Source organism: Kribbella yunnanensis, assembly GCF_039529655.1.
GTDB classification, from domain to species: domain Bacteria; phylum Actinomycetota; class Actinomycetes; order Propionibacteriales; family Kribbellaceae; genus Kribbella; species Kribbella yunnanensis.
Genome location: NZ_BAAANF010000020.1, coordinates 15,452 through 38,221, shown reverse-complemented (window position 1 = coordinate 38,221; position 22,770 = coordinate 15,452). Strand labels below are relative to the sequence as shown.

Annotated in this window: 21 protein-coding genes; 10 read left to right on the top strand and 11 right to left on the bottom strand. The window is 67.2% G+C overall.

Annotation, left to right across the window (positions count from 1 at the left end; all coding sequences use genetic code 11):
• Window positions 1-152 precede the first annotated feature (152 nt).
• Together ABD231_RS30160 and ABD231_RS30155 are read right to left on the bottom strand one after the other, a co-directional pair.
• Window positions 153-1,505 (bottom strand): aromatic amino acid lyase, encoded by a 1,353-nt coding sequence (locus ABD231_RS30160; protein WP_344159278.1) that lies wholly within the window; start codon window positions 1,503-1,505, stop codon window positions 153-155.
• Between the two features lies 1 nt (window position 1,506).
• Window positions 1,507-2,520 (bottom strand): ornithine cyclodeaminase family protein, encoded by a 1,014-nt coding sequence (locus ABD231_RS30155; RefSeq protein ID WP_344159276.1) that lies wholly within the window; start codon window positions 2,518-2,520, stop codon window positions 1,507-1,509.
• 64 nt (window positions 2,521-2,584) lie between these two features.
• On the opposite strand from ABD231_RS30155, the gene ABD231_RS30150 reads away from it, so the two are divergent.
• Window positions 2,585-3,292, top strand: coding sequence for a YqeB family protein (locus ABD231_RS30150; RefSeq protein ID WP_344159273.1), 708 nt, complete (start codon window positions 2,585-2,587; stop codon window positions 3,290-3,292).
• A 1,109-nt stretch (window positions 3,293-4,401) separates the two neighbouring features.
• On the opposite strand, the gene ABD231_RS30145 is transcribed toward ABD231_RS30150, so the two are convergent.
• The 3 genes from ABD231_RS30145 to ABD231_RS30135 are packed head-to-tail and all read right to left on the bottom strand — an operon-like array spanning window position 4,402 to window position 5,949.
• Window positions 4,402-4,788, bottom strand: a complete 387-nt coding sequence (locus tag ABD231_RS30145; protein ID WP_344159270.1) for a pilus assembly protein CpaE — start codon at window positions 4,786-4,788, stop codon at window positions 4,402-4,404.
• A 10-nt stretch (window positions 4,789-4,798) separates the two neighbouring features.
• Window positions 4,799-5,176 carry a hypothetical protein gene (locus ABD231_RS30140; RefSeq protein ID WP_344159267.1) on the bottom strand — a complete coding sequence of 126 codons (378 nt, stop codon included), beginning with the start codon at window positions 5,174-5,176 and terminating at the stop codon, window positions 4,799-4,801.
• A gap of 29 nt (window positions 5,177-5,205) precedes the next feature.
• Window positions 5,206-5,949: a M15 family metallopeptidase gene (locus ABD231_RS30135; RefSeq protein WP_344159264.1), complete on the bottom strand. Its 744-nt coding sequence runs from the start codon at window positions 5,947-5,949 to the stop codon at window positions 5,206-5,208.
• A gap of 174 nt (window positions 5,950-6,123) precedes the next feature.
• Between ABD231_RS30135 and ABD231_RS30130 the strand changes: the two genes are divergently transcribed.
• Both ABD231_RS30130 and ABD231_RS30125 read left to right on the top strand, forming a co-directional pair.
• Window positions 6,124-7,473 carry a sensor histidine kinase gene (locus tag ABD231_RS30130; protein WP_344159261.1) on the top strand — a complete coding sequence of 450 codons (1,350 nt, stop codon included), beginning with the start codon at window positions 6,124-6,126 and terminating at the stop codon, window positions 7,471-7,473.
• Window positions 7,470-8,210: a response regulator gene (locus tag ABD231_RS30125; protein ID WP_344159949.1), complete on the top strand. Its 741-nt coding sequence runs from the start codon at window positions 7,470-7,472 to the stop codon at window positions 8,208-8,210. Before ABD231_RS30130 ends, ABD231_RS30125 begins: the two co-directional genes overlap by 4 nt.
• Before the next feature lie 176 nt (window positions 8,211-8,386).
• On the opposite strand, the gene ABD231_RS30120 is transcribed toward ABD231_RS30125, so the two are convergent.
• Window positions 8,387-11,170, bottom strand: a complete 2,784-nt coding sequence (locus tag ABD231_RS30120) for a type 1 periplasmic-binding domain-containing protein (RefSeq protein ID WP_344159258.1) — start codon at window positions 11,168-11,170, stop codon at window positions 8,387-8,389.
• Window positions 11,171-11,242: 72 nt separating this feature from the next.
• Window positions 11,243-11,587 carry an MmcQ/YjbR family DNA-binding protein gene (locus ABD231_RS30115; RefSeq protein WP_344159255.1) on the bottom strand — a complete coding sequence of 115 codons (345 nt, stop codon included), beginning with the start codon at window positions 11,585-11,587 and terminating at the stop codon, window positions 11,243-11,245.
• Between the two features lie 64 nt (window positions 11,588-11,651).
• Between ABD231_RS30115 and ABD231_RS30110 the strand changes: the two genes are divergently transcribed.
• The 5 genes from ABD231_RS30110 to ABD231_RS30090 are packed head-to-tail and all read left to right on the top strand — an operon-like array spanning window position 11,652 to window position 16,744.
• Window positions 11,652-12,683 (top strand): alpha/beta hydrolase, encoded by a 1,032-nt coding sequence (locus tag ABD231_RS30110; protein ID WP_344159252.1) that lies wholly within the window; start codon window positions 11,652-11,654, stop codon window positions 12,681-12,683.
• A 10-nt stretch (window positions 12,684-12,693) separates the two neighbouring features.
• Complete coding sequence (locus ABD231_RS30105) at window positions 12,694-13,821, top strand: MFS transporter (RefSeq protein WP_344159249.1); 1,128 nt, start codon at window positions 12,694-12,696, stop codon at window positions 13,819-13,821.
• Between the two features lie 47 nt (window positions 13,822-13,868).
• A complete protein-coding gene (locus ABD231_RS30100; protein WP_344159246.1) occupies window positions 13,869-14,615 on the top strand; it encodes an esterase family protein in 747 nt (248 codons plus the stop codon).
• Window positions 14,616-14,631: 16 nt separating this feature from the next.
• Complete coding sequence (locus tag ABD231_RS30095; protein WP_344159243.1) at window positions 14,632-15,873, top strand: ATP-grasp domain-containing protein; 1,242 nt, start codon at window positions 14,632-14,634, stop codon at window positions 15,871-15,873.
• A gap of 4 nt (window positions 15,874-15,877) precedes the next feature.
• A complete protein-coding gene (locus ABD231_RS30090; RefSeq protein WP_344159240.1) occupies window positions 15,878-16,744 on the top strand; it encodes an amidohydrolase family protein in 867 nt (288 codons plus the stop codon).
• A 23-nt stretch (window positions 16,745-16,767) separates the two neighbouring features.
• Here ABD231_RS30090 and ABD231_RS30085 read toward each other — a convergent pair whose 3' ends face one another.
• The 4 genes from ABD231_RS30085 to ABD231_RS30070 are packed head-to-tail and all read right to left on the bottom strand — an operon-like array spanning window position 16,768 to window position 20,068.
• Complete coding sequence (locus tag ABD231_RS30085; RefSeq protein WP_344159237.1) at window positions 16,768-18,780, bottom strand: leucine-rich repeat domain-containing protein; 2,013 nt, start codon at window positions 18,778-18,780, stop codon at window positions 16,768-16,770.
• A 9-nt stretch (window positions 18,781-18,789) separates the two neighbouring features.
• On the bottom strand, window positions 18,790-19,458 hold the full coding sequence (locus ABD231_RS30080; RefSeq protein WP_344159234.1) for a cation diffusion facilitator family transporter: 669 nt from the start codon (window positions 19,456-19,458) through the stop codon (window positions 18,790-18,792).
• Window positions 19,451-19,795 carry an ArsR/SmtB family transcription factor gene (locus ABD231_RS30075; RefSeq protein WP_344159231.1) on the bottom strand — a complete coding sequence of 115 codons (345 nt, stop codon included), beginning with the start codon at window positions 19,793-19,795 and terminating at the stop codon, window positions 19,451-19,453. The genes ABD231_RS30080 and ABD231_RS30075 overlap by 8 nt, the downstream gene beginning before the upstream one ends.
• A 33-nt stretch (window positions 19,796-19,828) precedes the next feature.
• Window positions 19,829-20,068, bottom strand: a complete 240-nt coding sequence (locus tag ABD231_RS30070) for a hypothetical protein (RefSeq protein ID WP_344159228.1) — start codon at window positions 20,066-20,068, stop codon at window positions 19,829-19,831.
• Between the two features lie 240 nt (window positions 20,069-20,308).
• Here ABD231_RS30070 and ABD231_RS30065 point away from each other — a divergent pair, with 240 nt between their 5' ends.
• Entirely contained in the window at window positions 20,309-21,346 is a 1,038-nt protein-coding gene (locus ABD231_RS30065; protein ID WP_344159225.1) for a glycosyl hydrolase, read from the top strand.
• A 22-nt stretch (window positions 21,347-21,368) separates the two neighbouring features.
• A complete protein-coding gene (locus tag ABD231_RS30060) occupies window positions 21,369-22,085 on the top strand; it encodes a class I SAM-dependent methyltransferase (RefSeq protein ID WP_344159222.1) in 717 nt (238 codons plus the stop codon).
• Window positions 22,086-22,770: the final 685 nt, after the last annotated feature.

Here is a 22,770-nt window from a genome sequence, read left to right as displayed (position 1 = left end):
GGCTACTGGATACAACCAGTGACCTGATACCCCCGTCGGGTCAGCTTTACCTTCTGAACGACACAACAGGGCCGCGAGCTACTTGCAACTCGTGCGCAACCCGCGTGTCGCGCTGGATTTTACGTTCAACCCCTGACATGACTCCTGACGCGTCAGGAGAGCACGGTCTCCAGCAGTCGCGTCAGGTCTTTCCCGAAGGGCCGGTCGGAGGAGATCGGCGGTACGACGTCCGCCACCATCTGCAGGCTGGTCGGCAGTGGACGCTTGGCCAGCGTGAAGGCCTGATAGACCGCGAGGAGTTCGCAGGCGGTGACCTCGCGGGTCAGGCGAATGGCCTCGCCGAGGTTGCCGACCGCCTCCCACGAGAAGGTCTGCACATCCTCCTGCCCGTTCGACGTCTCCGCCGTACCGATTGCCGCGGGCAACGTCAGCCGCCGCAGCCGATGCGTCGTCGCCACCGCCCGCTTGTGCACCGCCACCAACCCCGCCTGCGGCCCCGGTTCGTGGGTGAGCTGGGCCGGCAACCCGGTCACATTGGGATCCAGCAGCCGATGCAACCGCGCCGCCGAAACCTCCGCCGCATGAGCCAATGCGGCGGTGAGGTGATCGCAGTACGCCGTCAGGTCGATCCCATGAAAGCCCGCCGTACCCACGAACTCACCACCTAAGTACGCCGGCGAATCCGTCACCCCGTCGAACGCTCGCCCGACCGCACGGTCGAGGTCGTCGATCGACCGCCGTACGTGCGCAATCACCTGCCCCGCCACCCTGAACGACACCGGCGCCTGCAAACTCCGTGGCTCCTCCTCAGGCCCGGCCAGCTCGAGCAGCCGCGCCAGTTCCCCAGCCAGTACGTCATCCCCGCGCCCCGCCAACGGCTGGTACGGCGCCCGGTTCGCCCCCACCACCGCGATCGCCCCAGCTGCAACCACCGTCAAGTGCTCAGCCAACCCCCGAGCCCGCACCACCTGCAGAGCCGCCCGACCAGTGGCCCCAGGAATCCCGGCAAGCAACGCGATCCCCTCCTTGGGCCCAAGCTCAAAGCCCGACACGTGTCCACCCACCAACGACCCGAAGGCGTGTGCGAGCGGGATGATCTCGCCGGCCGACCCTGCCCCCTCGGCCGGGATCTGCGGCACCACGTTGCTGTTGATCAGGGCAACCAATTGCTGGATCAGCTCGACCGACACACCCGCGTCGCCGTTCAGGAACGTCCTGAGCCGACCGAGCAACACCGCCCGAGCCTCATCGGCCGGCAACCACGGAGGCCCGCCGACCGCTCGCCCGAGCAGCAGGTTCCGTTGGTGAATGCGCTGTTCGGACTCGCTCAACCGAACCTTGCTCATCGCCCCCATCCCGGTGTTGACGCCGTACACAGGCTCATCCGACGCCAACGCCTGCAGCACTTCACGGCGGATGGCGGCGAGATGATCAAGCAATGGTTGAGCGATCTCCACCGGCTCAGCACTGCTGGGCTCGACGTCCGCTGCCTGGTTGATCAGCATGTCAGTGGAACCGCAGCATCGTGCCGACATCCGCCGCTTCGGCCTTCTGCAGAATCAGGTACGCGATCGCCACATCCAGCAGCGACAACCCCCGATGCCAGAAAAGGTTGCGCTCGGCATCATTCTCCCGCCCCGGCTTATCTCCAGCGACGATCTGCCCAAGCTCGGCGTACAAAGTCTCCGGCGACAGCCGACCGCTATCCACATGCCGCCGCAGCGAACCGAATTTCCCCGACTGCGCCTCACGCCAGTCGTCCACGACGACCTTGTCCATCACATCCAGCAGATCCAGCTCCACCGCACTGACCGTCCCATAAGGCACCACGAACGCCCCCGGCCGCACGGCAGCCGTCCGCAGCAACGGCTCGGGTTCCATCAACCGCGTCGCCTCCACGATCACATCAGCCCCGTCGAACGCCTCCTCAGCCGTCGCCACCACCCGCACCGGCGTCGACAGCTCCGCCGACAACTCAGCCGCAAACTTCTCCCGCGATTCGGCCCGCCGAGACGTCACCCGGATCTCGTCCAGGTCGAACAGATCGTCAAGCATCGTCACGTTCCACCACGCGGTCCCACGAGCACCGGCATGCGCCAGGATCTTGCTGTCCCGCCGCGCCAGGTACCGCGCCCCGACCGTCGTCATCGCCCCGGTCCGCGCCGCGGTGATGAACGTCGCGTCCAGCACAGCCAGCGGTACGCCGGTGGTCGGATCGAACAACGTGGCCATCGCCAACTCACTCGGCAGACCAACCTGATAATTCGGCACGAAGTCACCGACCACCTTCACCCCGCTGATGCCGTGCGCACCCAACCCGTCCAGATGACCGCGAAGCACATTGAAATGACCGATCCCGCCGTTCGACGGCATCAGGTGCACCCGCGGCTCGAAGCTCGTCCGCCCGAGCCCGTGCTCGCGGACCGCCACCTCGACAGCGTCCACGATCTCGGTCCGGGTCAGCCCCAGCGAATCGATCTCGGGCCCGCTCAGGAAGCGCAACCAGATGCCCTCGGTCACCAAGTCTCCTTCGGTCGTCGTGTTTCGATACTAAAGTTCTCTTCCCGACCGCTAGTTTCGAAGCATGCAGGTGACGACCGGGAAGACGGTGATCGGGCACTCGCTCGCCGACAAGCTGATCTTGTACGGCGGGCTGCCGCTGGTCGGCGTAGTACTCGGCTTCTTCCTCCCCCGAATCGCCGACTGGGCAGTCGGCCTACGCTGGGTCCCCTGGCGCCGGCTGCTCGAGGTACTCGCAACCTGGGACGCACTCTGGGTAGGCGTCGGCGGCATGGTCGCCGGCCTCCTCGGCGGACTACTGCTGGGCGCAATGGCCCTCGCCGACACGCTCAAGGTGACGATCACCAACGAGTCGGTCGAGTTCCTGAAGAACGACAAGACGGTGACCGTCCCGCGGAACAAGGTCACTACCGCGTTCTTGGATGGCAAGGAAATCGTCCTGCTGGACTCGACCACACGTGAGTTGGCGCGGGAGAAGCACGATCAGCTGAAGGGCGAGGCCCACAAGATCCCTCAGGCCTTCCGCACGCACGGCTATCCGTGGACCGACAGCGGCGATCCATACGAAGACCGCTTCCGCCGGTGGGTCGAGGACGAACCCGAGCTGCCTCCGGGGGCGAACGCCGTACTGAAAGCTCGCGCGAAGGGTTTCGACGACGGCGACAAAGGCAAGGCCGACCTGCGTGAGCTCCGCGACGAGGTAGCCAAACTCGGCTACACCGTGAAGGACAAAGACAAGAAGCAGTACTGGCGATCCAACAACCCGCGGTAGCCCTCTCACTCCGGGCACGCCCACTGCTTCCTCGAGCCCGCCATCAACTTTCCACGGGTACCCGAGCAGTTCCTCAGCATCCGTACCGCGATCGCGGACCTGTCCCACTCACCAACCCCCGTTCAGGCCGTCCACAACCGACGCGCTGAGCGTGAACCACCCGACCACCCCCAAGTTAGTGAGTGGGGGCGGTCCGCCCCACGCGATCCCCTTGCTCCCAACACGCCCACTCCTACGTCGCGCGCTCCGCCCGTGCGCCCCACCCACCCCCTCACGCGGCTACCGCCGCTTCCCCTCAAACACATCTCGCCCCACCGTCCATTCGCAAGCAGCCGCCGCTCCAGCCCGCTCCTACGTCGCGCGCACCGCGGCTAGCTGACAGGTGGTTGTGGGGAGGGACGACGCCGGGAGCCCGCTCGACTGGGCTGGGGTGGTCGCCTGGGTCGGGCTGGCGTCGTCGCCGGGGCGGAGCTGAGGTGTTCGCCGAGGCGGAGCTGAGGTGTTCGCCGGGGCGGAGCTGGGGTGGTCGCCGGGGTGGGCTGGCGTGGTTATCAGGTGGGAGATGGTCACCGGGCATGGCTGGCGTGGTGGGTCGCCGTTCGGCCTTCCTGGACGGCCGGGCGTCGGTAAGAACACGTAGTGGTGCCGCAACACCGGTCGCCCCACGCTCACCCACGCCTGACCGGAGCCTCCGGAGGCGACTACTACGTGTCCTTCCCGACACCCGTCACCCCTCGCTCCAGGCACGCGCGCTCCTACGTCGCGTGCTCCGCCCGTGCGCCCCACCCACCCCCTCACGCGGCTACCGCCGCTTCCCCTCAAACACATCTCGCCCCACCGTCCATTCGCAAGCAGCCGCCGCTCCAGCCCGCTCCTACGTCGCGCGCACCGCGGCTAGCTGACAGGTGGTTGTGGGAATGGGCGCGCGCCGGAGCCTGGTCAACGAGGCCGGGGTGGCTCGCCCGGGGCTGGGGCGGGGGCCGGGTGGTCAAGCCCGGGGGTGGTTAGCCCGCGGATAGGGGCGGTTCGTTCGGGGCGCGCGATCCGCTCAGGTGGCGATCACCGCTACCGACGTCCTGCTCCCGTGCCGCGATCGCGGGCCTGGGGAATCAGGCGGCTAGCAAATGGAGTACTGCGTCGGCGTAGGCCTGTTCGGCGTCTGGGGAGCTGTGTGTGGAACTCGTCAGCTCGACGGCGAAGCCGTCGGGGACGGCTTCCAGGCGGCGGAAGTGGGGGCCTAGCAGGGCTCGTAGTTGTTCCTCGCGAGGGAGCCAGATCACCTCGCGTTGTTCGATGCTGTCCAGGGCCCATTCGGTGGTTCCGTTGAAGCCGATCACCTTGCTGCCTTGGTAGTCGTGGACCTCGACGGTCATGTCGCTCACGACGAAGACGTCTTCGTCCATTTCGCGGTCGGGGACGACGAACCGATCGCCGGCCGCGGGTGTCCACAGGACACCCGCCTTGCGTAACCGTGCGGCCTGCTCAAGGGTGATCACACTTCAAGTGTTACCGCTCCAGGGCTGTACGCAACTCCGCGGCGCGGTGGGCGATGCGGTCGCGGCACTCGGTGGTGAGCGGGAGGTCGACCAGGGCGGTTGCCTGCAGGTGGCTCAGCGCCAACTCCTGACGCAACCGGCGTACTGCTGTGTCGCGGTCACCGGCGGCGGACAGCACGGCGGCGACCTCGTCGCGGCGCTCGAAGGCGGCGAGTACGCCGTCGTAGATCTCCAGCTGCGTGTACGCCGAACGGTCCGGCTCCGGCATGGTCTTCTCGCTGCCCTTCGCTGTGTCGGTGCCACGGATCACCTGGCGCCACAGGGCGGGGACGGTCAGCCGGGCGCGGGTGTAGCGCGTGGGCAACGGGTGTGCGTAGGTCATCGTCATGATCTGCTCCTGGCAAGCATCGGGATGGACTATTTCTTGGCCACTGAGTGGGGTTCACGCGGTGGGCATTTGGTTCCTGGCGCTGTCAGTGCCTCGAAGTGCCAGGGTTCGTTGTCGTAGCGGCGGCAGACGCCGAAGCGCCAGCCGTTCTTGTCCAGCCACTGCATGGCGGCGGCCGGCTTGATGTCGACGGCCTTGCCTTGCACGTGGGCGGAGTACTTGGGCGGCAGCACCCAGCGGCTGGCTGCCTTCGCGGAGCCGTACTTCTTGACCGCGTCGTCGAACAGCCGTTGCTGCTTGGCGGTACTGCGCCGGCCGGAGTTGATCTGGATCCGGACGCCGTCGGCGCGGGCCGCGACGATCGCCTTCTTCAACCGGGCGCGCAGCTTCGGCGACAGCGCGTTGATGTTCTGCTCGCCGAACTCCGCGGTGGGCGTCGACTTGGGGCTCTTGGTGGGCGCGGGCTTGGTGGGCGCCGGCGTCGTGGGCTTGGTAGACCCGGGCTTGGTGGGCGCGGAGCTAGGGCCACGCGTGGGCTGGTTCGCCGGGCTGCCGGTGGCCAGCTTCGTGGGAGGAGGCGGCGCGCCGACGCCTGGCGCGTTCAGACCGGAGACGACCGGCTCCTTGTCGGCTTCCGGCGACAGGAACTCGCCCAGTTGCGTGTGCCAGATCAGGACCGACCCGACCACGGTCACCAGCACAGCCGCTCCGGTCACGGACAGCAACCGGGACCGCAAGGTACGGCGCGGCCGCTGCGGTAGCTGTTCGGTCATGGGGTACAGCCTCTCGGATTGCCACGGAACACACATCGGTCCCAGGGACCGTCCTCCGAGTCCACCAGTAGGCCCTGAGTATCAGTTCGGACGTCCGGACTCGTCCGAAAGTTGGAGACTTCCCGACCGCTGTGACGAAGCGTTACTCAGAACCGGATGACTACGCTGGGCGACATGACCGGATGGCGACGCCTCACCCAGTTCCAGCAGGACCTGCTGGTGGCTGCCTTCGTGGGCGTCGTCTGGTTCGTGGCCCTCGGAGTGATCGACGACAGCTGGCTGCGGCCGCGGAACCCGATGGTCTCCGCGGTGACCGGTGTCTTCCTGATCGCCACCGTCGCCTTCGGCCGCCGAAGCCCCCGGACGACCCTGATCACCGTCGCCATCCTCTACCCGCTCGTGTACGCGACCGTCGGCACCGGCCTCGCTGCCCAGCTCGGGCTGACCATGTTCGGGCAGCCCGAGATCGCCGATGCAGCCTTGCAGTCCGAGATTCATCTGGTCCCGCTGCTGGTGGCCGGCTACATAGCAGCCTCGAACGGCGTCCGTCGCCTGGTCAGCGGATTCTTCGCGATGGGCAGCCTGGCCGCCTTGATGATCGGGCTGCCGACCGTGGTCGCGATCGTGCTCGGTCACTCCAACCGCGCGATCATGTACGGCCGCCGGTACGAGAACCTGCCGAGCGACCTGCAGAGCCTCTACAGCTACATCAACGTGTCGCTGTTCGTCTTCGCCGAGGCCCTGATCTGCGGCATGGTGCTGCTCGGCGCCGATGCCCGCCGACGCCGCAAGAGCGTCGCGGTCCTCGAGCAGCGCAACGCCGAACTGGTCCGGCTGCGCGCGGTCGAGGCCGAGCGCGCCGCAGTCGCCGAGCGCACCAGGATCGCCCGCGACCTGCACGACGTGATCTCGCACCACGTCAGCGCGGTGGTGATCCGCGCCCAGGCCGCCGACCGCGTGGCCGACCAGCGCCCCGAGGTACTGCGGGAGGCGATCCGCTGGATCATTGCCAGCGGCAAGGAAGCGCTGACCGCGATGCGCGAGACGGTCCGGGTGCTCAACGCCGCCCCGGGAACTGAGCCGACCGACTCCGGTGGCGGTACCGCCCCGGTCCCCGACCTGGGTGACGTGGCCCGGATGGGCGAGCGGCTGAAGGCGGTCGGGATCGACGTCGCGATGTTCCTGCCGACCCGGCAGCAGCAGCTCACCACGGCCACCGACCTGACCGCCGTACGGATCATCCAGGAGGCTTTGACCAACGTGATGGTGCATGCGAAGGCCACCGCGGCTCGGGTGACCTGGCAGAGTAGTCCGCAGGGCGAGCTCCTCACCATCGACGACAACGGCAGCGGTGGGCCACCACCGGTGAACGTGTTGGAGACCGCCCGGCGGAGCGAGAGCGGCCGCGGGAACGGGCTGATCGGGATGCGTGAACGGGCCACAGCGGTCGGCGGCACACTGGCCGTCGCGGCGGGCCCCTTGGGTGGATGGAGAGTGCAGGCATGGCTGCCGCCGCAGAACTGAGCGAGCCGAAGATCCGGATCCTGGTCGCCGACGACCAGGGCGTGATCCGGATGGGGCTGGCGATGATCCTCGACCACGAGCCCGACCTGACCACGGTCGCGCAGGCCGGTGACGGCGAAGAGGCGCTGCGGCTGATCGACCAGTACGACCCGGACGTCGTACTGATGGACATCCGGATGCCGGTGATGGACGGTCTGGTCGCGACCGAGCGCATCACCGCGGCCAACAAGGCCGCCGGGCGCTCGAAGCCCGCCGTACTGGTGCTGACGACGTTCGACGACGAGGCCTATGTACTGAGTGCCGTCCGCGCCGGGGCTTCCGGATTCCTGCTCAAGGACACCGACCCGGACCTGCTGGTGTCAGCCGTCCGCGCCGTGCACCGCGGTGACTCACTGGTCGACCCGGCGTCGACGCGCGTCCTGCTGGAGCGATGCGTCGAGCTCGAGCGCCAAATCGGCGGTACGACGGCCGCAGCGCCCGCGCAGCCGGATGCGCGCTGGGCCGGGATGCTCGGTCAGCTGAGCGAGCGTGAGCGGGAGATCCTGGTCTGGATGGCCCGCGGTCTCTCGAACCGCGACCTGGCCAGCAAACTGTTCGTCAGCGAGACGACGGTGAAAACCCACGTCAGCAGTGTGCTGTCCAAGCTCGGTCTGTCCAGTCGCGTGCAGGCGGTCGTCGTCGCCTACGAGGCCGGCGTGGTCCGGCCCGGCGAAGCGGAAGTGCGCTGGGACGCCTAAAGCACCAGCCAGGCAACTACGGCGACCGCAGCGAGTAGTAAGACGGTCAATGTCTGGCTGAGCGCTGAAGCCTTACGGCGTTCAGGTAAGAAGTCCCCGGTCATACCTTCAAGAATGCGTGCCGAATCGCCGCCACCCATCGGCCGCCAGGATGGTCTTTCCCTCATCCCGAAGGACTAGTCAGCCGGGCACCACGCCGGCGACTCGGACCGCGAACCGCAGACAATCGTTGCCTTCGGCACCGGCTTACCCCGCTGGAAGGTGACGATCGCGACCGGCTTGTTCACCGGCACCCGCCGCGAGACGGTCCCGCCGAAGTCGATCCGCCCGGTCACGCCCTGGTAGCCGCGCTTGGCGCCGTCGGCGTCGGTCATCGACTGCAGTGCGGACCAGACCGTCCCGCCGTTCACGGCGATGTTGTCCCGGCGCAGAAAGCTGGTCGCCAGCACCACGGCGTACGCCGCGTCGAAGCTCAGCGCGGCATGACCGTCCAGACTGCGGCCACGATCGGTCTTCTCGTACGGGAACAACTCCTCCAGCCGGCTGTAGAAATCGGCCGACTCCGAGGTCGCGTTCTCCAGCAGATCGGGTGCCAGCGAGAGCGCGAGGTACTGGAACGGGACCGACTGGTTCAGGCCACTGACTTCGCGATCGGCGACGTACTTGGTCGTGTCGTCACCACCGATCAGGTACGGCGGCCTGGTCCGGCAGCGGTCCTGGAGGCCACCGAGGAACGCCTGGAAGTCGACCTGGCCGCGGCCGGCGAAGAACACCACCTCACCCTGGTGATCGCAGGCCTCGCGGCCGGCGGCGGCCGGATCCGTCGCTCCGCCCTGGGAACTGTAGGAGGACGAGGTACCGGAGACCCCCACCGCCGCGAACGCCTGCACGACGTCCTTGGCCAGGTTCTGGCTGTAGGTGTCGGACGGATCGTCGGACTTGTACACGATGAGCTTGTTGGTCAGCGGGTTGCCGAACGGGTCCTTCCCGGTCGCGAGCTGGTTCCGGACGTGTGCGGCGGCGACCGCCGCCTCGCGCCGGTTCTGCGGGCTGATCTGCAGATACATCCGGCTGACGTCGATCATCTGGTCGGCCGTCAGGGTCGCCGCGACGGTCGGCAGCCCGACCGCGGCGAGCTTGCGGATCATGTCCTGCGTCGACTGCCGGCTCTCGACCATGCCGACCACAGCCACCACCGAGGGATCCTTCGCCGCCAAGGCACCGAGCTGCGCCGCCACCCGGTCCGCATGCCGGTACCGCGGCCCGGCGTTCGCGATCAGCACGCGCAGGATCGGCTCGTAGCGCTGGGACGGCTTCCCGAGCTGGACAGCTTGCGCGACCGCCAGCCCGGCCAACTGCTCGCGCTCCGCGGTGAAGCCGCCCGGACTCGACCCGCCGTCGCTCGCGGAGGTCAGGGAGGCCAGCGTGATCACCGGCCGCTCCGGATCCCGCTTGCTCAACTCGGCGGCCTGCCGGTTCTGCTCGAGAATCTTGTCCCCCACCGGACCGAACGACTCGCTCGGGTAGAGCAAGGCGTTGGTACCGTCGGTCAGACCGACGCAGTCACCGTCCACCCTGGCCACCGAGTCGTCCACGGCCTCGAAGAACAGCCACCGGAACCCGTCGCCACCACAGTGCCGCCGATCATCGAGTACGCCGAACCCGGCGTACGTCGCCGCCAGCACCACCAGCACCGTCACGATGATCGACCAGCCACCGGACCGCCGCCGCCACATCGGCCCGCGAACCCGCTCGAACGACTGGGGTATCTCCTCCTCCAGCTTCGGCGGCTTGGGTGCCGGGGGCGGTCCGAAGCGCTTGCGCGGAGGCGGCGGTTCGTCGACGGTGTCGCTGATCGGGAACTTCAGCAACCAGGCTCCGACAGAGCGCCGGAGGCTCTCCTCCAGATGCTTCGTCCGCCAAACGTCCATACTCACGTCGTTCTCGGCGGGCTCCTCCGCGAGCGGTGGAACCTTGCGGCCGATGGTCACCAGCACCAGCGGGTCGAACCGCAGGGTGTCGTTGCGGACCGTCTCGACCATCCGGACCAGCAGGTACCCGCCGTTGATCCTGCTGATCGGCCCGACCAGCAGGATGGGGTGCATGGTCCGGTGCTTGTGGATCCACTCGACCGACCGGAACCCGGCCCGCAGATCCTCCAGGAACGCGTTCACCAGCAGTCCGGCGAATCGTTCGGGGTCGAGGTTGTGCCGCTTGTCCTCGGTGAGTCGGAGGGCCAGCTCGAACAGGTTGTCGTCGTCACCGCGGGCGAGGTAGGCCTGATTGCGCAGCCAGCGGTACTCACCGGACAGCACCGGCACCCTGCCGCTGTGCCGCAACCAGAAGAACGCGGGCAGCAGCCAGAGCGTCAGCACCTGGAGCCACCCCGGCAACTGAAGCTGGATGCGCCCCCAGACACTGTCAGCCGAGCCAGCCCCGCCGACAGCCCGCCGGTACATTGCCTGGCGAACCTGCCCGTCCTTGAAGGACGGCGGCGGCGGGGGCGGATCCTCCTGCCTGGGCGGTGCACCGGCGTACCCCTTCATGAGCCAGCGGACCAAGTCGTACCGGGGGAAGTCGTAGCCGCCCGCGTGGTTGTCCTTCAGCCCTGCCGTCGCGCGATCGAGGAGTGCGACCAGTTCGTCGACCTCCTCCGTCGACACCGGCTGGAGATTCTCGTTCGGCCCGACCGAAGGCGAGACGTCCTCGAGGCCGACGAGAACGTGCGGTACCTGCTTCTCCGGCGCCTGCCGCCCACCGAGCTGCAGCCGGGTCGCCAGCATCCGCAACACGACCGGAGTGGCGGGCTCACCCGCCCGGGCCGGCTCCAGATCGAGTGGATCCTGGCTGCACGCGAAGATCGGCTGCGACTCGTCGCTCTCGCGCCGCAGGCTCCCGCGCCGGTACGCCTGGTACAACGATGTGGCAAGGCGATTGAACCCCACCGGAACCTCGGCCATGTCTCCCCCAGAATTCTCACGGTCGAGGGGACAACGTACCCATTCCATTGCGCTCCGTCACCGGGAGCAGTGTCAGAGGTTTGCCAAGAACTCGGTGCGCACCTTTTTCGGGACGCACAGGGACCAGGCGTCGATGACGAGTTCGCGGAGTTCGTCGTACTCGATGGCTGCGAGTCGTACGACGATCCACTGGAACCGCTCGTCGGACTTGCTCGGCGGGAGGAACTTGTCCGGCTCGGCGGCCAGTGCGGCGGCGCGTTCCTCGCGGGGGAAGCCGATACCGATCGTTTCCTCGTCCGGTGACACGGCCAGGTAGACGATGCTGCCGACCCGGAACTTGATCCGGTCTCGCACCAGCACCTCGTAGCTGCGCGGCAGATCGGCTGTCGCTGCCCGAATATCCGTGAGATCGACCACCTCCTCACGATAAGCCTCCATCACTGACAGGTGTTGTCAGTGTTTCTGCCAGTACCGTGTTCGGATGCCCAGTGTGGTCAGTGCGGTCGAAGGGGCCGAGGTGGTGTTCCGCCTCGGCGATCCGTCGCATGCGTTCACGGGGGTGCGGCTGTGGCAGGAGCTGGGGCTGGCGGCTGAGCTGCTGGAGTTCAAACCGGTGGACTACGGCTGGGAGCTGCGGTTGCCGCGGCCGTCGGTGCACCGGATGGAGTACCTGTTCGACATCGCCGACCTGGGGATGCGGACCGATCCGACCAACCCGCGGGTGGTTGGCGGCGCGTTCGGCGATCACTCGTGGCTGCCGCTGCCCGGGTACGTCGAGCCTGCGTGGATCGGCGTTGCGCCAGTGGCGTCGACGCTGACACCGCTCACGGTGGACTCGCCGGTCGGGCCGATCGACGTACAGGTGTGGGCGCCGGAGGGGATCACCCCCGCGTTCGAACTGCCGTTGCTGTTGTCGCATGACGGGCCTGAGTTCGCCATGTACGCCGGTCTGACGCACTACGCCGGCGCGATGATCGCTTCCGCGGACCTCCCGCCGTTCCGGCTCGCCCTGATCCGGCCGACCACGCGGAACCTCTGGTACGCCGCCAATCCGCAGTACGCCGAGGCTCTGACACAGCTCGTGCTTCCGACGATCGAGGCGCAGTACAAGAGTCGTCAGCCGGTGCTCATGGGTGCGAGCCTGGGCGCACTGGCAGCGCTGTACGCCGAGTGGCACCACCCGGGGACGTTCGACGGGCTGTTCCTGCAGTCCGGATCGTTCTTCACGCCGGACACCGACCCGCAGGAGTCACGGTTCGAGTTCTACGCGCAGGTGACCGGTTTCGTCCGCGAGGTGCTGGCCGCGACGGCTGCCCCGAGCACACCGGCGGTTGCGATGACTGCGGGTGCCACGGAAGAGAACGTGCACAACAACCGGGTGATGGCGGCGCAGCTGGCCGAGCTCGGGCTCGCGGTCGAGTTCGACGAGACACCTGACATGCACAACTTCACCGCCTGGCGGGACGTCTTGGATCCTGATCTGACCGGATTGCTGAACCGCGTCTGGAGTTAGGGTCGAGCGGGTGGTTAAAACACTCGCTGGGTTCGGTGCGTTCGGTCTGTTCTGGGGTGCGTGGGGTGCTGCGCTACCTGCTGTGAAGGCCGAGGCTGGTGTCACCGATGCCCAGCTGGGCGGTGCGCTGCTGATGGTCGGACTGGGCGCGCTGTGCTCGATGCGGTTCACCGGCTACCTGATCGACCGCTTCGGCGGAGTTGTACTCCCGGTAGCCGTCCTGCTGTTCGGAGCGTGCGGTGTGCTGCCCGCACTGGCCGGATCGGCCGTCGCACTGGGCGGTGCGCTGTTCCTGCTCGGCGTCACCTCGGGAGCCACGGATGTGGCAGTCAACGCGACCGGCTCCGCGGCTGAGGCTGAGACCGGCCGACCGCTGATGAACCTGGCCCACGGCCTGTTCTCGATCGCAGTAGTCGTCGCCAGCCTCGGTACGGCGGCGCTCCGCGCGTCCGGCGCCGGTGCGTTGCCAGTGCTGAGCGGTGTTTTCGCACTGATCGCCGTACTGGTCCTTGTGGCTCTCGCACCGGGCTCCACGCACATCAAGCCAGTAGTCGCCGAGAAGGCACCCCGACGACTCGAACCCGCGCTACTGGTCTTCGGCGGGCTCTGCGCACTCGCCTTCGTCGTCGAGAACGCCTGGCAGAGCTGGAGCGCCGTACACCTCGACACCACGCTCGGCGCCGCCCCGGCCCTGGCCTCCAGCGCACCGGCTGTCTTTGCCGCCGCCGCGGCCACCGGCCGAATCAGCGGCAACGCGCTCCTCCGCCGCCTCAAGCCTGCACAGCTTCTGGTTGCCGGCGGCGTCATCGCAGCGGTCGGCAGCGCCCTGGCCGCCGTGGCCGGTAACGCCTGGCTCGCTCTGGTCGGCATAGCCATCGCAGGCCTCGGTACGTCGGTCTGTGCGCCGACCATCATCAGCATGGCCGGCGCCTGGGCCGGTCCGGAGCGCCGCGCGAGCGCAATCTCCACTGTCACCACCATCGCCTACCTGGGCTTCCTGCTCGGCCCCGCGATGGTCGGCGCCGCATCCAGCGTCTGGTCGTTGCCGACGGCACTCGGTGGAGTCGCAGTACTGGCTGTAGTCGTCGCAGCCCTCGGTCCGGTCGCAGGACGCGCTGAGACAAAGCAGCCGAGGTAAAGACATGGCAAGGTGGCTGGCGGGACACTACTGCGGGGGTGAGGCGGATGGAGCGAGAGCAGGTCGAACTCGACGCGCCGGGGCTTGACCGGCGCGGGACCGTGATCCGGTACGGGCACTACGGCCGGCCGGTGCTGGTGTTCCCGAGTGAGCAGGGTCGTGCCTGGGACTACGAGAACAACGGCATGGTGGACGCAGTCGCCGACCTGATCGAGGCCGGCCGGGTGAAGCTGTACTGCGTCGACTCCTACGACCACCTGAGCTGGTCGGACCGCAGCATCCAGCTGGAGGACCGCGCGCGCCGGCACGGCGGGTACGAGTCCTGGATCCTGAACCAGGTGGTCCCGGCGATCGGCGCGGACTCACCAGGCACCACCGACATGATCACCACCGGCTGCAGCCTGGGCGCCTTCCACGCGCTCAACTTCGCGTTCAAACGAGCAGACCTGTTCCCGGTCGCGATCTGCCAGTCCGGCAATTACGACGCGGCCAGCTGGCACGCCTGGGGCGAGCGCGGCGAGGCGACGTACTTCAACAACCCGGCCGACTACCTGCCGAACCTCGAGGGCGACCACCTGGACTGGCTGCGCCGGCGACTGTTCGTCGTGCTCACCGTCGGTCAGGGCGACTGGGAGACCCACCCGACCGGTTCGTTGCCGTCGGCCCGCGCGATCGACGCCGTACTGAATGCCAAGGGCATCCCGCATGAGCTGGACCAATGGGGGTACGACGTAGCCCACGACTGGCCGTGGTGGCGGCAGCAGATCGCCCACCACCTGCCCCGATTCGTCTGATTCGTGAGGAGAACCCGTGGCTGACAACTCTCGCCATCTGATCGGGCTGCTGCTGGGTGCCGAGGAGGACTGGCCACAGGCCTTCGAGGCCCTGCTGCGGCAGGTCGGCCCGGTCAAGACCGCCTCGGGCACCCACGAGTTCGACGCCGAGCGGCTGACCATCGAACCGTTCGACCTGAACGACCCGGTCAAGGTCGGCCTGGTGATCGACCGGCTCGCCTACTGGTACTACCACCCGCGCGAATGGCTGAAGAAGGCCGCGCTGATGAACGGCACCTACCTGCTGAACTCGCCGTTCACCTTCCAGTCGATGGAGAAGCACTCGGCGTACTGCGCGATGCTCCGGCTCGGGCTGAAGATCCCGAAGACCGTGCTGGTGCCGTACAAGAACCCGGTCGACAACGTCCGCTGGGCCTACACCTCGGCGAAGTACAACAAGACCTTCGACCTGGACGCGATCGCCGAGGACCTCGGCTACCCGCTGTACATGAAGCCGTTCGACGGCGGCGGCTGGCGCGGCGTCTCGCGAATCAACAACAAGGTCGACCTGCATCACGCCTACGACCAGTCCGGCGAGATGCTGATGCATCTGCAGGCGACCATCGACTACGACAAGTTCGCCCGCGCGCTCTCGATCGGCGCCGAGACGATGGTGATGGACTTCCGCCCCGACGAGCCGATGCACAACCGGTACGCCGTCTCGCACGGATTCCTCTCGCAGTCCGCCGGACACCAGGCGGTGGCGATCAGCCGGATCGTGAACGCCTTCTTCGGCTGGGAGTTCAACTCCTGCGAGATGCTCGTCCGCGGCGATTCGGTCCACCCGATCGACTACGCCAACGCCTGCCCCGATGTCGCGGTGACCTCGCTGCACTACTACTTCCCGTGGGCGATCAGCGCGCTGGTGAAGTGGTCGGTGTTCAGCCTGGCCACCGGCCGCCGCAGCTCGGTCGACCTCCAGACCGACAAGTACTTCGCCATCGCCGACAACCCTGATCTGGACTACGACGCCAAAATCGAGGCCTATCTCGCGCTGGCCGATGAACACTTCGACACCGTTCGGTACCACGAATGGTGTGCGGAGAATCTGCCCGACTTCGACGCTCGGGTCCGGGACTGGTTCAGCGGTTCGGAGTTCTCCGACATTCTGCGTGAGACGGTTGTGGCGACGTACCCGGCTGATGAGCAGGAGCAGTTCCAGGCGCACTTCCAGGGACTGATCAATCTGTGGCTGGCGGACCAGGCTGAGACACACTGACTGCATGCAGGATTCTGAGGTACCGGCGTGGTGGGCCGGGCTGGGATTGGACGGCTTGGTCGACATCCACGTCCACTTCCTGCCCGACCAGGTGATGAACGCGGTCTGGGCGTACTTCGACCAGGCGTCGACGCACTATGGAACCGCCTGGCCGATCACGTATCGGACGTCGGTCGAGGAACGGCTGAAAACCCTTGAATTGCTGGGGGTTCGAGCCTTTCCGGCCTTGGTCTACCCACACAAGCCAGATATGGCTGAGTGGCTCAACACGTGGGCGCTTTCGTTTGCCTCTCGGACGCCTGGCTGCGTGCCGAGCGGGACGTTTTATCCCGAGCCGTCTGCCTCGCGATACGTGCGGGAGGCGCTCGACCTTGGGACCCGGGTCTTCAAGGTGCACCTGCAGGTGGGTGACTACGATCCGCGCGACCCGGTCCTCGACGACGTCTGGGGTCAGCTGGCCGAAGCCGGTACGCCGGTTGTCGCGCACTGCGGTTCGGGCCCGATTCCGGGTCGCCATACGGGCCCCGGTCCGATCGGCGAGGTCCTTCGCCGACACCCCCGGCTGACGGTGGTCGTCGCTCACTTGGGCATGCCCGAATACGCCGAGCACCTGGACCTGACGTCGTACCCGAACGTTCACCTGGACACGACAATGGCGCTCACGCCGTTCACCGAGGCGATGATGCCGTTCCCCCGTGACCTGGTCCCGCGCCTAGGCGACCTGGCCGATCGGATCGTCCTCGGCACCGACTTCCCCAACATCCCGTACTCCTACGCCACCCAACTCCAGGTCCTCGCCGACCTGGACCTAGGCGACAACTGGCTCCGCGCCGTCTGCCACGACAACGGCGCCCGCCTGCTCGGCGTCTAGCCGTGCGACTCTCGGGCTCGGGCCTAGCCGCGTAGCTCTCTCGCGAAGGCTCGGGCTTCCGCCTCGCGTTCGGCGCGGTTGGTGGCGAGGTCGTGGCGGAAGTCGTGCTCGGCGCGGTAGGCGCGCCCCTCGGCCGTGTCCGGCCCGGTCTCCTCCTCGTCCATCTCCAGATGAGCGAGGAAACTGCGAAGAACCTGCCGTGTGGTCGGCGCAAGTTGCTCACGGACCGACGGCGGATAACCGGCCGAGTAGCGAGCACCGTGGTACTCATCGACCACGCCGAGGAAGATCGCGTCCAGGTTGGGAAAGTACGCCGGATCCTCGATCACCGGCGGCAGCGATTCGTCGTACGGGCGTCGGTCGAGCTTCCAGCAGTCCTGCTCAAGGTCCAGCTCAAGCAGGCAGGTAGCTGCCCGACCGAGCTCGGCAAGACTGTCGTCATCGAGGTGACTGTCGTGCAGGTTGAGCTCCCACAACCCCGGTACGACGGACCACGCGGCCAACGCCTTCGCCGAACCGAAGTTGTTGTACGCCAGGTTGAGACTGTCGAGCTCGGCAGTCGCGGCCGTGAGCGCGGTGAGGTCGTCATCGCTCAGGTTGCACGCCTCAAGGTCGAGGCGACGCCCGGGCAGTCGCTCGACGATCGGCCAACCACTGAGCTGGTTGTAGGACAGGTCGAGAGTCTCAAGCCGGCCGGTGTTCAGGAGTTCGGGGACACTCGCCGGGGTGAGGCCGGTCGCGGCCAGGCGGAGTTCGGTCAGGTTGATCGCGTTGTGCGACGAGGCCCAGGCGACAGCGCCGGCATCCCCGATCGGCTGGATCTCCGAACGGCCGTAGTACGGCGAACCGCCCGGATCACCCGACAGGTCGAGCCGCTCCAACGCCGGGAGATCGACATCGTGCGCCAGGTGCTGAGCACCGGATTCGCTCAGGAAGTTGTGGCTGAGATCGAGGTTCCGAAGAGCCGAGTAGGTACCCGCGAAAGCCTCGGCCGTCAGATCGGTGACGACAACCCCATGCAGGCTCAGGCTCTCGATCTGCTCGTGGTCGAGCGCCTCGACCACCCGGATCACCGGCGCATCACACAACGGAAGGAACTTGAGGCTGAGCGCGGTCAACCGGCTCACCACACCACTCGCAACCACGGCGTCGAGCCCATCGGCACCGAGGCCGTGATAACCGCGCACCAACGAGGCGCCGACGATGGTGAGCTCGCGCATGTCCGTCAATTCGGCGTTCCCGAAGAAGGCCGCACAGGCGGCATCGTCCTCGGGGATGACGTTGCCGATGCTCAGGTCCCACGAATGCATCCCGTTACGACCGCAGCGGAAGGCGATCGCCAACCGCTCGAGCTGCGCAAGCTCCGAGCACGCAGCGAGTTCCCGCGCCTCCTCGAGGCTCTCGACCCGGACCGCGACCGACCGCAGTTCCGGCACAATCCCCGACCGCACCAGGTGCACGAGGTCGGAAGCACGCAACCCCGCATGCCGGAGCTGCAGCGATCGACCGACCGGTGGGCGGAACGGCGGCGGTTCGAAGTGAACCAGATCCTCGCTCACGTCGATCAGGTCGAGTGATTCGAGCTGCGTGAGTCCGGGGTTCGCGGCGAGCCCGGCCACCGCCTCCGCATCCCTTTCGGTCAGCATCTGCGTGGCAAGAGACCGCAGATTCGGCCAGGACGGCAGCGCCTCCGACACGGCCGCGAGTTGATCGCCGGCCAACCACCCCAGGTCGAGCCTCGTGATCTGCGCATGCGGCTCCATCGGCACATCCGCCGTACCGATGCGTTCCGACTTCAGCTTGAGCGAACGAACCAGCGACCACCCCGGTACGGCGTACCCGTCGTCGAGGGCGGCGAGCCAGGACCACGGCGCTTCGCGGGCCTCGTCGGGCCAATCCGCGAGCCCTTGCTCACAAAGAACAACGAGCTCATCCGGACTGCCCGCTCGGCCCAACGCGGCGCAGAGTGCACGGAACGCCAACTGACTCGGCGGTCCGGCCAACACCCGCTCGATCTGCCCCACAGCATCGATCACTGCGCCACCTTACGGTGCACAGCAGCCGTCGTCGCACGTGGTCGCAGTGGGTGAGCAACAGTTGTCACCGCGCCACGACTGGATGCCTTCCCGGGTGGCGACGGCCGCGATGATCAGACCGGCGATCGGGTCGGCCCAGGTCCAGCCGAGCGTGGCGTTCAGGACCAGGCCGATCAGCAGTACCGCGGACAGGTAGGTACAGAGCAAGGTCTGCGTCGAGTCGGCCACAACCGCGTTGGAATTAAGGGCTTTGCCAGTACGACGCTGGGCCCACGACAGGAACGGCATCACGATCAGGGACGCGATCGCGAGCCCGATTCCGACCGGAGAGACGTCCGGTGTCGCCTGCGTGATCAGGCTGCGGACCGACTCGAACGTCACGTACGCCGCGAGCGCGAAGAAGGAAACCGCCAGCATGCGCAAGGCTCGACGTTCCCGCGTCTCGGGAAGCGGATGGCGGAACTGCCAGAGAATGATCAGGCCACTCGACACCTCGACCACCGAGTCAAGCCCGAAGCCCACGAGTGCGACCGACCCCGCGACCAGACCGGCCGAGATCGCGACGATCGCCTCGATCACGTTGTACGTGACGGAGGCGCCGGCGAGCAGCCGCGCCCGGCGGCCGAGGCGTTGGCGATCGACCGTCCGGGTGGCGCCGAGCTGCAGTGGCTCAGCCATTGTTCAGTCCGTAGTTCGGGCAGAGCGCGACCGCGTCGCCGGTCAGGCCGAGGAGCTTCTCGGCCGCGGCCAGCAACTCCAGGGTCGCCTCCGGATGCGCGAGGCGGAAGACCGATGCCCGGCCCTCCGCCCGCGACTCGACCAACCCGCAGTCCCTCAAGCAGGCAAGGTGTTTCGACACCGTCGACTGCGCCAGCCCGAGGTGCGCGGTCAGGTCAACCACCCGATGCTCACCGACCGCCAGGTGCCGCACGATCGCCAACCGCGACGCATCGCTGAACCCGTGGAACAGACACCCAGCCACCGCCAGCGCGGACGCCTCATCAACCATCGCCATCTGGCGATGTTATCGCCAAACGGCACTCAGCGGCTAGTTCGGGCTGATCTGGATGTAGAGATCCGACCCGTAGCTTTCCAGGTTGCACTTGTAGTCGTACCACTCGCCGTTCCGGATGCCCTGATTTCCGCGCTGCACGCACTGGGAATAGGTGTCACCGGTGTAGAAGGTGGTGTAGTAACGCAGCGGCGAGGCCGACGCGACCGGCGCCGTGACAACAGCTCCACCGACGACAACCGCAGCGGCCGCGACGGCCATGAATAGCTTCTTCATTGTCACTCCGAATCTGTTTCGCCCAACAGAAGAGCCTCGATTCTTGGCGATCCTCCGGTGGCCGCGGGAAACCTGCGGATGAACGCGTCCGCAAGTTCTTTCGCCGTATCACTGCGATCGAATTGCCACCGTGTTCAACGTTCTGTTCCCTGGAGTTCTAGGCCCCGTGGCCACGGCGGAAGGTTTCTCGGCTGGTCGAAAGGATTGAACGTCCGCTCGTCGACCCCTTTCACTTCAGACATGCTGACCCGCCGTACCGTCCTCCAAGCCGCCGCCCTCGCGCCCAGCCTTGGCCTGTTCCGCCCCGCCGACCTGCCGCGGGACCGCCTGCTGAACTGGCTGCGTTCCCTGCAGACCCGGTCGACCGATCGGCTCCTGATCGGCCAGGAGATTTCGGCGTGGAGCGCCGCGACGTACGGCGAATTCGTCGACGGCCTGGAACGCAAGACCGGCAAGCGACCCGCAATGGTCGGCGTCAGCCTGCTCGAACGCGGCGACTACGACACCCGGACCATCGACAAACTCCTTGACCACAAAGGCCGCGGCGGCCTGGTCACCATCAGCACCCACTGGACACATCCCTGGGGCGACTACCCCAGCGAGGGCAAGTACTACGTCCGCAATTCCGAAGCGCCGAAACCGGATCTCCGCCAACTCCTCAGCACGGCACCGGACTCTTCGCCGAAACGGGCTTATTGGGCGCAGGTGGCCGACTTGGTCGCCGTACTGAACAGGTTCAGCGACACCGTCGTACTGCTGCGGCCATTCCATGAGATGAACGGGCCATGGTTCTGGTGGGGCCACGACGTCACCGTTCCGCGCACTGCGCTCGTCGAACTCTGGCGCGACCTGCACCAGTACCTGTCGGCCCGCTTCACCAACCTGCTCTGGCTCTACTCCCCAGCCACCAGCTGGAACGCCGCGATCCGCCACTACTACCCAGGCGCCGCCTACGTCGACCTAGCCGGCTTCGACCTCTACGACGACGAACTCCGCCCCTACCAACCCGGCCACCGCCCAGACGCCGACGACTGGACCGAAACCCGCAACCTCACCCACCCCGCCGGCCTAGCCGAATTCGGCCCCTCCGGCGACGCCTACCCCCGAGGCGCCCAAACCCTCATCGACCGCTCCCTGGACACCTACACCACAGCCATCTTCGCCCACTCCTGGTACAGCTGGACCGACACCCAATCCCGAGCCCTGGTACAACAACCCGACATCACCGCCGCCCTCAACCAACCCCAAATCCTCACCCTCGAAGGCGTCACCTGGTAACCCGGTTTGGTAGAACTGGGCGGTGTCAGACACCTCACGCCTCCACACTGTCGACCAGCTCCTCGAGACCCTCGACCACCTGATTGAGCGCAGCGAACGCGGTGATCGATCAGCCCCCGGCGCAGCCGCCTTCTGGACCGAAATCCTCACCCGCGAAGGCCACCCCCTAGCAACCGACCTGCCCGACGAACCCTTGGTCGACTGGCACACCCGCGGCCTACTGGGCGACCTGTCAGGCGCCCGCGTCCTAGACATCGGCTGCGGCGCCGGGCGCAACACCCGCTGGTTCGCAACCCAAGGCGCCACCGTCCACGGCGTAGACCTAGCCGCCGACCTCCTGGACCGCATCCGCCCAGACCTCCCACCCTCCGCAACCGTCAGCGCCCTGGACATCCTCCGAGACCCGCTCCCCAGCGCCCAGTACGACGTCATCTACGACTCCGGCTGCTTCCACCCCATAGCACCCCACCGCCGAATGACCTATCTAGACCGCGTCCTCCCCGCCCTATCCCCCGGCGCCCACTACGCCATCATCACCTTCGCCGCCGGCCAAGTAGAAACCCCCACCGACCTACAAATCCTCACGACCGGCGACACCGCCGGCGGCATGTCCTTCTCCCTAGAAGACCTCCGAACCACCTTCAACTCCCTAACCCCCATAGACCTCCGCCCAGTCCGACCCGACGTCCCCCACACCTTCGGCACCCCCTTCCTAAACGCCGCCCTCTTCACCAACTGACCCACCGTCGGCAAGAACACGTAGTAGGTGTCTACGCACACCCCCGTCCCCGCCTACCCCGCCCCTCGGAACCGCGTTCTCGCCGACCACTACGTGTCCTTCCCGACGCATCACCCCACCCGAACCGCAGAATCATGTTGCGCTCGACAACCCCGGGCCGGCTTACGCACGATCGTTGCCCCAGGCCCCGATATGCCCACGAACCGATGCCGAGGGGTTCGCCCACCGATCCCGGAGAGCCGCTGCAGCATCCACCAGCCCAACCGCGGTGCGCTACGGACAGGAGGTATCGGTGGATCGCCAAGCCGAACTGGGATCCGCAGGCGTGAACCGGACCACACGTAGACATATACGTCCTGTCCGTGCGCCGATTCCACACCGCTGGGCGGGCCCCGCTGAGTCGCGACTGACGAGGCGCCGCGAGGGGCGAGCGACCTGCAGTCACCCGGCACCCCTCCTCCATCAGCGCACCCGGTTCCGTCGACCCCACTGCGTCAAGCAACCTCTCCCCGGGCGAACCCATCGCACCAACGCAGCCGTCGAGCTGCGGTTGCGGACCGCCCACACTCACCAACCGCGACACGACCGCGGTGTTGAGCGTGCAGCGGCCGCCGATATGCCCGCCAACGAGGTTTGGTGAGTGGCGGCGGTCCGGCAATCCCCTCCCGCCCGCCCCCTCCACATC